We start from the raw sequence: 13,037 nt of genomic DNA, 5'->3' as shown, positions 1-13,037 counted from the left end.
GAGCTCAGGCTCCCTTAACCGCGGCCACGACCTTCTGGGCCGCATCCGCCAGGTTGTCGGCCGCGATGATCGCCAGCCCGGACTCCGCAAGGATCTTCTTGCCGAGGTCCACATTCGTACCCTCGAGCCGCACCACCAGCGGCACCGAAAGCTTCAGGTTCTTGGAGGCTTCCACGATGCCGTTGGCGATCATGTCGCACTTGGCGATGCCACCGAAGATGTTGACCAGGATCGCCTTGACGTTGACGTCGGAGGTGATGATCCGGAAGGCCTCCGTCACCCGCGCCGCATTGGCGGTGCCGCCGACGTCGAGGAAGTTGGCGGGGGAGGAGCCGTACAGCTTGATGATGTCCATGGTGGCCATCGCCAGGCCGGCGCCGTTCACCATGCAGCCGATCTCGCCGTCGAGCGCGACGTAGTTCAGGTCGTTCTTGACCGCGTCGAGTTCCTTCGGGTCCATCTCGCTGTCATCGCGCAGCGCCTCGAGGTCCTTGTGGCGGAACAGCGCGCTCTCGTCGAAGGACACCTTGGCGTCCAGCGCGACGATGTCGCCCTTGCCGGTCACGACCAGCGGGTTGATTTCGACGATGGCGCAGTCGAGCTCGAGGAAGGCGCCATACAGCGCGAGGACGAACTTCTGGAAGGCCGCGACCTGCTTGCCCTCAAGGCCGAGGCCGAAGGCGAGCTTGCGGGCGTGATAGGGGAAGATGCCCGAGGCCGGGTCGATCGCGACCTTCAGGATCTTCTCGGGGTGGTCGTGGGCCACCTCCTCGATCTCCATGCCGCCCTCGGTGGAGGCCATCACCGTCACGCGGCTGGTCTCGCGGTCGATCAGCAGGCCGAGATACAGCTCCCGCTTGATGTCGCAGCCATCTTCGACGAACACCCGGGACACCAGCTTGCCCTGCTCGCCGGTCTGCTTGGTGACCAGGACGTTGCCGAGCATCGCCTCGGCCGCTTCCTTCACGGCCTCGATCGACTTGACGACGCGGACGCCGCCCTTGCCGTTCGGGTCATTGGTGAAGCGGCCGGCGCCGCGGCCACCGGCATGGATCTGGGACTTCACGACATAGACGGGGCCGGGCAGCTTCTTCGCCGCTTCCACGGCTTCATCCGCCGTCCAGGCCACATGGCCCTCGAGCACCGCCACGCCGTAGCGGCGCAGCAATTCCTTGGCCTGGTATTCGTGGATGTTCATCCGATGTCTCCGGCAGGCAGGGCGCCCCGAGGGGCGTCAGACAGGCCGGCGGCCCAACGCCTTCAAGGCATTGGGCCGCCGGCAGGCGATCTCAGACGCCGAGCGCCTTGAAGTCCGCGATCAGCTTCTTCACCGCGTCGCAGGACTTGTCGAAGGCGGCTTTTTCCTCGGCCGTGAACTCGACTTCCATGATCTTCTCGACGCCGCCGGCGCCGATGACGACCGGCACGCCGACATAGAAGTCATCCTGGCCGTATTCGCCGTTCAGCTTCACGGCGCAGGGCAGGACGCGCTTCTTGTCCAGCAGGTAGCTCTCGGCCATCGCGATGGCGGAGGCGGCCGGGGCGTAGAAGGCGGAGCCGCGCTCCAGCAGCTTCACGATCTCGCCGCCGCCATTGGCCGTGCGGGCGACGATCGCGTCGATCTTCTCCTGCGTCGTCCAGCCCATCTTGATGAGGTCGGGAACGGGGACGCCGGCGACGGTGGAATAGCGGGTCAGCGGCACCATGGTGTCGCCATGGCCGCCCAGCACGAAGGCGGTGACGTCCTCGACCGACACGCCGAATTCCTGCGCCAGGAACAGGCGGAAGCGGCTGGAATCCAGCACGCCGGCCATGCCGACCACCTTCTCCGCCGGCAGGCCGGAGCGCTGCTGGAGCACCCAGACCATGACATCGAGCGGGTTGGTGATGCAGATGACGAAGGCGTTCGGGGCGTAGGTCTTGATGCCCTCCGCCACCTGGCCGATCACGCCGGCATTCTTGGTCAGCAGGTCGTCGCGGCTCATGCCCGGCATGCGCGGGAAGCCGGCGGTGACGATGACGACGTCCGCACCCTCGATGGCGGAATAGTCGCCGGTGCCGATCATGTGGCTGTCGAAGCCGTCCACCGGGCCGGACTGCATGATGTCGAGCGCCTTGCCAGCGGCGACACCCGGGAAGACGTCGAACATGACGACGTCACCCAGCTCCTTCAGACCGATGAGATGGGCGAGCGTGCCGCCGATGTTGCCGGCGCCAATGAGCGCGATCTTCTTGCGGGCCATGCAGCGGTCCTTGCCTTGTGGTGCTTCGCAGGGATTTCAAGACGGCGCCCCCGTTCAAAGCTCGGGGGCACGCCCTGCGGGGCTTCCTACTCCCGCCCTGCAAGCCGGGCAAGGCGGGGCTGCATGACTTACGGCCTTGCCGGGGCTGGAAAAGGCCATCGAATTGGGCGGATTGCCGCCCATTCAACCAGAATCCCCACCCTTCCGGCTGGGGGCCGCCATCCCCTACAGGGGCATGCAGCGCACAATGTCGCTATGGCCACGCGCCAGGGTGGCGAAGGTGCCCACCGGGCAGTCGCGCTGCGTCATGGTTACCGCCGGCAGGCCGGCCTGCCAGCCGGCGATCCCGCTGGGGCGCATATTGCCGCGGGAAATGGTGGCGGCGGCGGCGCCGCGCACCACGGTGCCCTGGCGCGCGGTGCGCACCGTGACCTGGCGGTTGGCGGTGCGGCTGCGCATCGCCTGCTGGCGCGAGGCCGTGCGGGCGGTGGTCCGGGACGCGGTCCGGCTCGGCGTGCGGGCGGTGGTCCGGGACGCGGTCCGGCTCGGCGTGCGGGCGGTGGTCCGCGCCGCGCTGCGGGTGACCGTGCGCGCTGTGCTGCGCGTCGCGGTCCGCGTCGCGCTGCGGGTGGTCGTGCGTGCCGCGCTGCGGCTGGTGGTGCTGCGCGCCGGCGTGGTCCGGGCAGCCGTGCTGCTGCGAACCGTGCTGCGCGGCGTGGCGCGGGTGGAGGCGCGGGTCGCGGGGCTGGCAGCGGCATTGGTTCTGCTCACCGCCGTTCCGCTCCGGTCGTCACGCCTGGCGGCATCGGCCGGTTGCGGAGCGAAGACAAGCACGGATAGCAGGGCAAGCAGGATCATCCGCATGCGATAATATTCCCCCGATCTTCACGACCCCGCCCCAAGCAGGGCCGTGGCATCCCCCGAACCCCTGAAGGGCTCCCATGCGCGTTACTAGACTGATCGCCCCATGGCCTGTCAACGCGCATTTCTGGATGTTACGTGAGGTGCTGAAGCCCTAGCCAATCCTGGCTTTGCATCTCGTTCAGCCGGCTCGCCGTCCGTGCGAACATGGCAGCATTATGGCCTTCTTCATGCAGCCGGTCCGGCACCGCCTGGGCGCTGGCCAGAAGCTTCACCCGATGTTCATACAGCGCATCCACCAGCGTGATGAAGCGCCGTGCGCGGTCGAAGTTCTCCGGCCCCAGGCGCGGGATGCCGTCCAGCACCAGCGTGTGGAAATGCGTGGCGATGGCCAGGTAGTCGGCCGGACCCAGCGGCTGGCCGCAGAGCGACTCGAAGTCGAACCGCGCCACGCCGCGTGCCGCCTGCGGCACTTCCAGTGACCGGCCGAGCAGGGTCAGGCGGGTGGGCGTGCCATGCGGCTGCCCGGTCAATTCCTCGAAGGCCGTGTCCAGCGCCCGGGTCGCCCGCTCATCGGCCGGCACATGCCAGGTCGGCAGCGCCCGGACCCGGTCGCGCCGGTAATCCCGCGCCGCCTCCAGCGTCAGCACCTCCAGCCGGCGGGAGATCAGGCCGATGAAGGGGAGGAAGGCGTCGCGGCCCGGGCGGCCCTTGAACAGGTCGGCCGGCGCGGTGTTGCTGGTGGCGACAACCACCGTGCCGCGGGCGAACAGCGCCTGGAACAGTCGGCCCAGGATCATCGCATCGGCGATGTCATGCACCTGGAATTCGTCGAAGCAGAGCAGCGCGGCCTCCGCCGTCAGCGTATCGGCCAGCGGCGGGATCGGGTCGGTCGTGTCGCCGTGCTGCTTCTTCCAGGCATGGATGCGCCGGTGCACATCCTGCATGAACTGATGGAAATGGATGCGGCGCTTGCGGGCCACATCCGCCGTCTCGAAGAACAGGTCCATCAGCATGGATTTGCCGCGGCCGACCTCCCCCACCAGATAGAGGCCCATCGGGGTGCCGGCCGGCGCTTCCTCCGCCGCCACAGGCTTGCGGCGGGTGAAGCGGGCGAAGAAGCCGCCCTTCTCGGGCTCCTCCGGATGCGGGTCGTAGCCCCGGGTGCGGCGCCAGAGGTCCTGAAGCACCTCCGCCGCCCGCGCCTGGGCCGGGTCGGCGGCCAGCGCGCCCTCTGCCAGGCGGGCACGGTAGGTGGGCAGCGGACCCCCGCCGGCGGAATGCGGCCGATCGTTCATCGCCGCGCGATACCGCGCCCCGCGCCGCCCGGCAATTCCCTGCCCCGGTCCCGGCCGATGCGCCGCCGATCCGATTGACGCGCCAGCGCCGCTTCCGCAGCCTTCGCCCATGCCGATTCCCGCCGCCGCCGCCCTTCTCTATGCCCCCGACGGCTATGATGACGGCCGCCCGCAGGTGATGGGCCGGCAGGCCGCGGGCGCCGGCCTGCTCGGCGGGCTGGTGCGGCATGCGGGGTTCGACCGGCTGGTGGCCCTGACCCGCGGCGCGGCCGATGCCGCCGCCTTTCGCGCCCAGGTCGCGGCGCTGGGCGCCGCGGTGCCGGCCGAGACGCTGGCCGAGGCGGATTTCGCGCAACTCGCCCGGATCGGCTGCCTGATGCTGCCGGGGCCGGAGCTGTCGGAATATGCCTGGCGCCGCCGCCGGTTGATGGGCGGGGCCGGGCTTTCGCTGGTCGGCATCACCCATACCATCGCCTCCGAGGCCGCGATGGACAGCCTGGCGGAGCTGCTGCTCGCGCCCGTCCAGCCCTGGGACGCGCTGGTCTGCACTTCCACCGCCGTGCGCGGGGCAGTGCAAAGGCTCTGGCAAGGGGAGGGGGCCTATCTGGCGCGGCGGCTCGGCGCCACGCGGGTGGAGGGGCCGGCCCTGCCGGTCATCCCGCTCGGCGTCGACACGGCAGCCCTGGCGCCGGACCCGGCGGCGCGGGCGGAATGGCGGCGGCGGCTGGGCATCGCACCGCAGGACATCGCCGTGCTGCATCACGGCCGCCTGTCCTTCCACGCCAAGGCGCATCCGCTGCCGATGTTTTTGGGGCTGGCCCGCGCCGCCGCCGCCGCGCCCGCCGGCGCGAAGGTGGTGCTGATCCTGTCGGGCTGGTTCGCGGATGCCACGCAGCGCCGGGCCTTCTCCGAACTCGCCAGGGCGCTGGCGCCGGAGCTGCCGATCCGGCTGGTGGAGCGGCCCGAGCCCGGCACCACCCTGCGCGCCGCGGCGGATATCTTCACCCTGCTCTCCGACAACATCCAGGAAAGCTTCGGCTTGGCCCCGGTGGAGGCGATGGCCGCCGGCCTGCCGGTGGTCGCCAGCGACTGGGACGGGCTGCGCGACACGGTGGAACACGGCGTCACCGGCTTCCGCATCCCGACCCTGATGGCCGGCGCGATGCCCGACCTGGCCCAGCGTCACGCCCAGGGCGACGAGCCCTATGACCACTACATCGCCGGCGTGGCGCAGTTCACCGCCGTCGATGTCGGCGCGGCGGAGGCCGCCTTCGCGGCGCTGATCGGCGATGCCGCACTGCGCGCCCGCATGGGCACCGCCGCCCGCGCCCGCGCCATCGCGACCTATGACGGGGCGGCGGTGATGCGCCAATACGCGCAGCTCTGGGCGGAACTGGCGAAGCTGCGCCAGTCCGGCCGCGGGGAGAGGGCGGCGCGGCTGCGGGGAGAGGAGCCGGTGCCGCGCCGGCCGGACCCGGCGATGCTCTTCGCCGACTATCCGAGCCGGCGGCTCACCCCCGAGACGCGGCTGTGCCTGGCGCCCGGCCTGCCGGACGCGGCCGCCGCTTTGGCCCGGCTGCTGGCCATCGCCGCCATCCCGGGCGGCGCCGCGCGGCGCGACCTGCTGCCCGGCGCCGAGACCTTCCAGGCGGTGCTGGCCCAGCTCGAAGCGGGCCCGGCCAGCGCGGGCGCCCTGGTCGCGGACCAGCCGCCGGGATATGCGGCGCGGCTGTTCCGGGCGCTGGCCTGGCTGGTGAAGATCGACGTTCTGCGCGTGGCGGAGGAATCAGCGTGACCATCCAGGCCATCATCTTCGATTGCGACGGCACGCTGGTGGACAGCGAGACGCTCGGCGCCGTGGTGCTGGCGGAGGCGCTGCTGGAGGCCGGGCTGGAGATGACGGCCGAACAGACCCTGCAGGCCTTCCGCGGCAAGCGCCTGGCCCTGGCCATGGCGGAGGCCACCGCGATGCTCGGCCGCCCCTTGGCCGCCGATTTCGAACAGCGCCTGCGCGACCGCACGGCGGAGGCACTGCGCGCCGGGCTGCGGGAGATGGCGGGCGCGACGGCGCTGGTGGAGGCGCTGCACCTGCCCTTCTGCGTCGCCTCCAACGCGCCGCGCGCCAAGACCGAGCTGAGCCTGACCCTCACCGGCCTGCTGCCGCATTTCGCGGGGCGGATCTTCAGCGCCTATGAGGTCGGGTCCTGGAAGCCCGACCCCGGCCTGTTCCTGCACGCCGCCGCCGCCATGGGCACGCCGCCGGCGCACTGCCTGGTGGTGGAGGACAGCGAGCCGGGGGTGCAGGCGGCGCTGGCGGCGGGGATGCAGGTGGTGGCGCTGGTGCCTGAAGCGGCGCCCTGGCTGCCGGAGGGGGTGCGCAGCATCGCCGGGCTGCGTGAGCTGCCCCGGCATCTGTAATACCAGCGGCCGAAAAGGATGACCTGCGGCCGGTGAAGCCGGCCGAGGTCGCGAATGCGGCCCGCCGCTTATGCGGCGAGCCAAGCCCGCAAAGCGGGCGCCCGGCGCCTGAGGGCCTGGAAAGGTATACCAACGGTCGATGAAATCGGCCGTTGGTATAATACCAGCGGACCGGTCTCTTGACCGGTCCGAGCGCCCGAATGGGCGCCGCGGCTTATGCCGCGAAGCCAACGGACAGCTCACGCCCGCCGCCGGAACCGCTCCACCGCGCTGACCAGCGCCGTCCGCACCCCCGGCTCCAGCGCCGAATGCCCGGCATCCGGAATCACCGTCAGCCGCGCCCGCGCCCAGGCGGAGGCCAGTTCGAAGGCGGTGTCGCAGGGGCAGACCATGTCGTAGCGGCCCTGCACGATTTCCGCCGGGATATGGGCAATCTTATCCATGTTCCCCAGCAGCCCCTCGGACGGCAGGAACAGGTCGTGGCGGAAGTAGTGCGCCTCGATCCGCGCCAGGCCGAGTGCGCTGCGGTCCTGGGCGAAGCTCGCCACCGTCTCGGGGCTTGGCAACAGGGTGGAGCAGGAGCCCTCATACAGGCTCCAGGCCCGCGCCGCCGGGCCATGCACCATCGGGTCGGGGTCGCAGAGGCGCGTCAGATAGGCGGTCAGCAGGTCGCCGCGCTCGGCGGGGGACACATGCTCGGCGAAGGCGGCCCAGGCATCGGGGAAGACCCGGCGCAGGCCATAGAGGAACCACTCCACCTCCGAAGCCCGGCCGAGGAAGACGCCGCGCAGCACGCAGCCCGTGACGCGATCGGGATGCGCCTGGGCATAGGCCAGCGCCAGGGTGGAACCCCAGGACCCGCCGAAGAGCAGCCATTTGTCGATGCCGAGGAAGCGGCGCAGCGCCTCGATATCCTCGACCAGATGCGGGGTGGTGTTGTCCCGCAGCTCGCCCAGCGGGCGGGACCGGCCGGCGCCACGCTGGTCGAAGATCACCACGCGCCAGTGATTGGGGTCGAAGAAGCGGCGATGGATGGCGCCCGCCCCGGCACCCGGCCCGCCATGCAGGAACAGCGCCGGCTGGCCGCGCGGATGGCCCACCTGTTCCCAATACATGATGTGCCCCGCCGACAACGGCAGAAGCCCGGTCTCATAGGGGGCAATATCGGGATAGAGGTCGCCGCGGGGCATGTTTGCCCTTTAAGGGCGCGACCCGCCCCGAGTCCATAAGGGTTGTTGCGCCCTTCGATGCGGATTCCCGCACGCGGACCCTTCGCCCCGGGGCCGTTCGTCCCTAGTTTGGTGACATGGCCGAGACCCCTTCGGCCGGCTCCCGCTCCGCCACCGCCAGCGCACTCCGCTGCGGCGTCTGCGGCACGGAGAGCCGGCACGCATCTTTTCGCCCCGCGCCGCCCGAACAGGCGCCGGACCTGGACCTGCGGCCGGGGGAGCCGGTGCGCTCCACCATGGCGCGCTGGCTTCAGCAATGTCCCGGCTGCGGTTATGCCGCGCCCGACATCACCCGCGCCCATCCGGCGGCGGCGGAGGCGGTGCGCGCCGCACCCTTCCGGGCGCTGCTGGCGGAATCCGGCACGCCGCCTTTGGCGCGCCGCTTCCTCGCCTGGGCCCTGGTGCTGGAGGAGACTGGCGCGCTGCATGCGGCCGGGGAGGCGACGCTTCAGGCGGCCTGGGTGGCGGATGACCTGGGGCGCCAGGACCTCGCCCGGGCCTGGCGCCTGGATGCCGTGGCGCTGTGGCGTGGCGGGCCGCAGCTCGATGCCGAGCAGACCGTGCGGGTGATCGACGCGCTGCGCCGGGCGGAGGCCTGGGGCGATGCCAGCGCGACGGCGGAGGCGCTGGCCCTGTCCGAACCGCCGGAGGCGGTGGCGCAGGTGGTGGCGCTGGAGCGGCGGCTGATCCAGGCGCAGGACATCGGGCGGCACACCGTCGCCTCCGCCCTGCCGCCGCCCTCCCGCCGGCCGCATGTGACGCATCATCGCGTCGCACCGCGCGGCGAAGGCCTTCTGGGGTGGCTGCGGCGGCTGTTCGGGCGGGGCTGACCCGCGCGAGGGGCGGGGCAAGGGCCTTGCCCGTCCGCTCCCTGGCGCATAAAGTTACATTATAACATTTCGTAGGACACAGCGCCCATGCGCCGGCGTTCCCTTCTCGCACTGCCTGCCTTGCTGCTGCCTGGCCTCGCCGCCGCGCAAGGCGCGCCACAGGCCCCGCTGGTCGTGGCTTCCTTCTCCATCCTCGGCGACATGGTCGCGCAGATCGCCGGCGACCGGGTGCGGCTGCGCGCCATCGCCGGGCCGAATGTGGATGCGCACAGCTTCTCCCCCCGGCCTTCGGACGCCCAGGCGCTGCGCGGCGCGGCCCTGGTGGTGCGCAACGGCCTTGGTTTCGACGGCTGGATGGACCGCATGCTGCGCGCCGCCGGCTATCGCGGCGCCGTCGCCACCACGACCCAGGGCATCACGCCCCGGATGATGGACAGCGACGGCCATGACCACGGGCATGGGCACAGCCATGGCGGCGGCGGCCGGCGCCACAGCCATTCGGTCGGCCCGCGCCAGGTGCCGGACCCGCATGCCTGGCAGGATCTGCGCTTCGGCATCCAATACGCCCGCACCATCGGAGCCGCGCTGGAAGCCGCCCTGCCGGCCCAGGCGGCGGCGATCCGCGAAGGCACCGCCGCCTATGTCGCGCGGCTGGAAGCGCTGGATGGCTGGGTGCGCGCCGAAATCGCCGCCGTGCCGGAAGCCCGCCGCAAGGTGGTCACCAGCCATGACGCCTTCGGCTATTTCGGCGCCGCCTATGGCGTGACCTTCCTCGCCCCCCAGGGCATCTCCACCGAGGCGGAGCCCAGCGCCGCCGATGTCGCCCGCCTGATCCGCCAGATCCGGGCGGAGGGCATCACCGCCGTCTTCCTGGAGAACATGGGCAACCCCGCCACCCTGACCCGCCTGGCGGAGGAGGCCGGGGTGCGGGTGCGCGGCCGGCTCTTCGCCGATGCGCTGTCCCTGCCCGATGGCCCGGCGCCGACCTATGAGGGCATGTTCCGGCACAATGTCGGCCTGCTGGTGCCGGCGATGCGAGGTGCGGCATGAGGCCGCTTCTCGCGGCGCTCGCCGCCCTGCTGCCCTTCGCCGCCGCGGCCCAGGACAGTGCCGCCGGCTTCCGCCCGCATCTGGCGCAGGAGGTCGATATCGGCCTCTACACCGTGGGCACCACCAGCGCCTCGGACGCCGCCCGGCGCGGCACCAGCACCTATCTCTATGGCGAGCTGGCCGCCGGCCTGCACCTGGCGCCCGGCTTCTCGATCCAGGGCGTTCTGGCCTTCGAGCCGATCGGGGAGGGGGATGCGCTGGGCGGCACGCCGGATGGCGGCACCACCTTCTTCCGCCGCCAGTCGGCCTTCCTGGAAGCGCTGTACCTGGAATGGAAGCCGGATGCGGACACCACGCTCCAGGCCGGCCGCTTCGTCGCCCCCTTCGGCCGTGGCCATCACGACTTTCCGGGTATCCTCACGCGCATTCGCGCGCATGAGGTGAACGCCATCACCGACAGCCTGGGTTTCGGCGCCAGCCGCACCTTCCTCTCCGACCCGGTCTTCGGCGAGCACGACATCTCCGCCGCCATCTTCACCCTGGACCGGACCTTCCTGTCCTCCACCCTGGCCACGCGCCGGCGCTGCTGCGACGAGGCCTATGAGCGCTTCAACCGCAACACCCGCGCCCAGGGCGGCCCCGGCAATACCGGGCAGATGGACAATGCCGTGCTGGCGCTGGATGGCGATGGTTTCGAATGGGCGCCGGGCCTGTCCTACCACCTGGGCGTGCTGACGCGCGGCGCGGGGGATGACGGCACCGCCCGCGAATGGGGCTACACCGCCGCGCTGCGCTACGAACAGCGCTGGTCCCCGACCCAGCGCACGCTGTTCTTCGCCGAGGGGGTGCAGTTCCGCAACGCCGCCGCCCGGCCGCGCACCGAGGTCACGCTGCTGGGCTTCGACCCCGATACGGGTGACGAGGTCGAGACCATGCTCGACACCAGCATCCGCGAACGCCGCAGCTTCACCACGCTGGGCGTGCAGCACCGCATCGGCGAATGGCGCGGCACGCTGGCCTGGCAGCGCGACCAGCGGAAACGCAGCGTCGAGGCAGTGCCGACGGAGAACTACGTCGAAGCCTCCATCGGCACCGACCTGCCCTACAACTTCAGCATCGATGCCGGCTACCAATATGGCCGCTACGCGCGGGAGGAGGTGGGCGGCCTCGGCACCAGCCACGCCGTGCTGATGCGGCTGGGCTGGCGCGGCTTCTGATCCGGCCGCTACTTCGCCGCCGCCACCGTCGGCGCCGCCAGTCGCGGCGCCGCACGGGCCGCATCCGCAACCCGGCCCTCCACCGCCGTGGCACCTTCGCCGCGCAGCGCCTCGGGCAGCCGGCCGTCCAGGCCGGCACCCACCACCAGCGCGGCCACCTTCGCCTCCGGGAAACGGCGGCGCAGACGGCGCAGCAGGTATCGGGAGGCCGCGGTGGATGCGCCGCCTTCCAGCGTGCAGAGCCAGGCCTGCCGCACCGATTCCGCCGGAATGCCCGTCAGATCGCCGCCGCGCACCAGCTCCACCGGGGCGGCGACGGCGCCGATGCCCCGCTTGCGCAGCACCTGCGCCAGGATCCCGGCGGCGGCCGTGTCGAAGGGGCCGCGCCCGGCCATGCAGATCACCGATCCGGGCGGTACCAGCGATTCCGGCGGCTCCGCCACCTTCGCGGCGGGCGGGCCATCGGCGTGATCGGGCTCGGCGATCGGCGAGTCGGGCGGCAGGTCATCCTCCGCCTCCTCCTCCAGATCTTCCACCAGCGTGCCGATGCAGCCGCGCAGGGCCGCCAGCCGTTCCGGCGCGAAGCTGCCGCGCAGCGCGTCACCCTGCGCCAGCGCCAATGCCGGCAGCGCCACCGTGTCGTAGTAGTCGGACAGCCGCTTCTCGCGCAGCGCCACTTCCGCCTGCTCGCCCAGCGCATCGGCATCACCGGCCAGCGCACGCTGGTAGAAGGTTTCAGGGGGATCGAGCGGTGGCCTGTCCCCCAGCGCGACCTCCAGGAATTCGAAGCGCTCCACATGCCGCCCCAGCACCACCAGGCAGACCGTCAGCGGCACGGCGACCAGCAGCCCGATCGGCCCCCAGAGCCAGGTCCAGAAGGTCGCCGCGGCGATCACCGCGATGGGTGACAGGCCGGTGGAATGGCCGAAGACCAGCGGCTCGAACACCTGGCCCATCAGCCCTTCGCTGATCGCGAACAGCACCAGGACCATCAGCGGGATGGACCAGCCGGGATCGACGGCCAGCGCCAGCAGCAGCGGGAAGGCGATGGCGACGATGGTGCCGACGAAGGGCACGAAGCGCATCAGCCCCGCGACGATGCCCCAGAGCATGGGCTGCGGCACGCCGATCAGCATCAGCGCGATGGTGATGAACACACCATAGGCGGCGTTCATCGCCGTCTGCGCCAGGAAGAAGCGGGACAGGCGATAGGCCGCGTCATCCATCGCCGCCATGGTGCGGTGCAGGTCGCCGGCGCCGACCAGGCGGATCACCCGGTCGCGCAGATCCTCGCGATACAGCAGGATGAAGATCACCAGCACCACGACGATCCCGAAGGTCGCCAGCGGATAGAGCAACGGCTCCAGCACGCTCTGCAGCAATTCGAAGGGCTTGGGGTCGGGCATCCGGACTTCGACCGGCAGCGGCCGCACAGCGTCGCCGCCGATCATCGGCGGGGGAGAGGGTGCCGCTGCGCGTTCCGCCCCGGCGGCCAGGCCGCGCAGCATCTCCTGCGCCCGTTCCAGCAGCCCGCCACTGGCGTTCAGGGATGCGAATTTGCGCGACAGCTCATACTGGTAGATCGGAATATCGCCCGCCAGTTCGGCGAGCTGCCGGCCCATGACCAGGCCGAGGAAGCCGATCACCGCCACGGCCGCGAGCACGGCCGCCAGCACGCCCGCCAGGCGCGGAATGCCGACGCGCCGCAGCGCGCGCGCGATCGGCGCCAGCACGAAGGACAGCAGCACCGCCAGCGCCAGCGGCACCAGCAGGTCGCGCGCGAAATACAGCACGGCGACCACCACCAGCGCCGCCTGGGCGATGGCGGCGCCGCTCTGCGGCACCCCCGCGGCGCGCACGCCGCGATGCGCGGACGGGAATTCGGGCATGG

General features: G+C 71.4%; 11 protein-coding genes and 1 pseudogene. 6 read left to right on the top strand and 6 right to left on the bottom strand.

The genetic code is table 11. The features are described from left to right. Positions 1-4: 4 nt before the first annotated feature. The 3 genes and pseudogenes from sucC to JJQ90_RS05725 all read right to left on the bottom strand — a co-directional run. Positions 5-1,201: pseudogene (sucC, locus tag JJQ90_RS05735) on the bottom strand (ADP-forming succinate--CoA ligase subunit beta); the annotation flags it as partial. Positions 1,202-1,289: 88 nt separating this feature from the next. Continuing rightward, positions 1,290-2,243 carry a malate dehydrogenase gene (gene mdh / locus JJQ90_RS05730; RefSeq protein WP_216873481.1) on the bottom strand — a complete coding sequence of 318 codons (954 nt, stop codon included), beginning with the start codon at positions 2,241-2,243 and terminating at the stop codon, positions 1,290-1,292. A 225-nt stretch (positions 2,244-2,468) separates the two neighbouring features. Then, positions 2,469-2,702 carry a hypothetical protein gene (locus tag JJQ90_RS05725; RefSeq protein WP_216873480.1) on the bottom strand — a complete coding sequence of 78 codons (234 nt, stop codon included), beginning with the start codon at positions 2,700-2,702 and terminating at the stop codon, positions 2,469-2,471. Here JJQ90_RS05725 and JJQ90_RS05720 point away from each other — a divergent pair. Next, entirely contained in the window at positions 2,689-3,114 is a 426-nt protein-coding gene (locus tag JJQ90_RS05720; RefSeq protein ID WP_216873479.1) for a hypothetical protein, read from the top strand. The genes JJQ90_RS05725 and JJQ90_RS05720 overlap by 14 nt on opposite strands. A gap of 124 nt (positions 3,115-3,238) precedes the next feature. On the opposite strand, the gene zapE is transcribed toward JJQ90_RS05720, so the two are convergent. Beyond that, positions 3,239-4,402: a cell division protein ZapE gene (gene zapE, locus JJQ90_RS05715; RefSeq protein ID WP_216873478.1), complete on the bottom strand. Its 1,164-nt coding sequence runs from the start codon at positions 4,400-4,402 to the stop codon at positions 3,239-3,241. A 109-nt stretch (positions 4,403-4,511) separates the two neighbouring features. Between zapE and JJQ90_RS05710 the strand changes: the two genes are divergently transcribed. Continuing rightward, positions 4,512-6,197 carry a glycosyltransferase family 4 protein gene (locus JJQ90_RS05710; RefSeq protein WP_216873477.1) on the top strand — a complete coding sequence of 562 codons (1,686 nt, stop codon included), beginning with the start codon at positions 4,512-4,514 and terminating at the stop codon, positions 6,195-6,197. Beyond that, positions 6,194-6,820: an HAD family hydrolase gene (locus JJQ90_RS05705; protein ID WP_216873476.1), complete on the top strand. Its 627-nt coding sequence runs from the start codon at positions 6,194-6,196 to the stop codon at positions 6,818-6,820. Before JJQ90_RS05710 ends, JJQ90_RS05705 begins: the two co-directional genes overlap by 4 nt. A 239-nt stretch (positions 6,821-7,059) precedes the next feature. Here the strand turns inward: JJQ90_RS05705 and pip are convergent, their stop codons facing one another. Further along, positions 7,060-8,010 (bottom strand): prolyl aminopeptidase, encoded by a 951-nt coding sequence (gene pip / locus JJQ90_RS05700; protein ID WP_216873475.1) that lies wholly within the window; start codon positions 8,008-8,010, stop codon positions 7,060-7,062. A gap of 116 nt (positions 8,011-8,126) precedes the next feature. Here pip and JJQ90_RS05695 point away from each other — a divergent pair, with 116 nt between their 5' ends. The 3 genes from JJQ90_RS05695 to JJQ90_RS05685 all read left to right on the top strand — a co-directional run bounded on the left by JJQ90_RS05695 (position 8,127) and on the right by JJQ90_RS05685 (position 11,146). Then, positions 8,127-8,879, top strand: a complete 753-nt coding sequence (locus tag JJQ90_RS05695) for a hypothetical protein (protein WP_216873474.1) — start codon at positions 8,127-8,129, stop codon at positions 8,877-8,879. 87 nt (positions 8,880-8,966) lie between these two features. Continuing rightward, the gene (locus JJQ90_RS05690; protein WP_216873473.1) at positions 8,967-9,929 is read left to right on the top strand and encodes a metal ABC transporter solute-binding protein, Zn/Mn family; all 963 of its coding nucleotides are present in this window, start codon (positions 8,967-8,969) and stop codon (positions 9,927-9,929) included. After that, positions 9,926-11,146, top strand: coding sequence for a hypothetical protein (locus tag JJQ90_RS05685; protein ID WP_216873472.1), 1,221 nt, complete (start codon positions 9,926-9,928; stop codon positions 11,144-11,146). The genes JJQ90_RS05690 and JJQ90_RS05685 overlap by 4 nt, the downstream gene beginning before the upstream one ends. 8 nt (positions 11,147-11,154) lie before the next feature. Here the strand turns inward: JJQ90_RS05685 and JJQ90_RS05680 are convergent, their stop codons facing one another. Beyond that, complete coding sequence (locus JJQ90_RS05680; RefSeq protein WP_216873471.1) at positions 11,155-13,035, bottom strand: AI-2E family transporter; 1,881 nt, start codon at positions 13,033-13,035, stop codon at positions 11,155-11,157. Positions 13,036-13,037: the final 2 nt, after the last annotated feature.

Origin of the sequence: Falsiroseomonas oleicola, assembly GCF_019029495.1 — a bacterium.
GTDB lineage: Bacteria > Pseudomonadota > Alphaproteobacteria > Acetobacterales > Acetobacteraceae > Falsiroseomonas > Falsiroseomonas oleicola.
The sequence above is the reverse complement of the archived record's forward strand: the minus strand, read 5'-3'. Positions and strand labels throughout refer to the sequence as shown.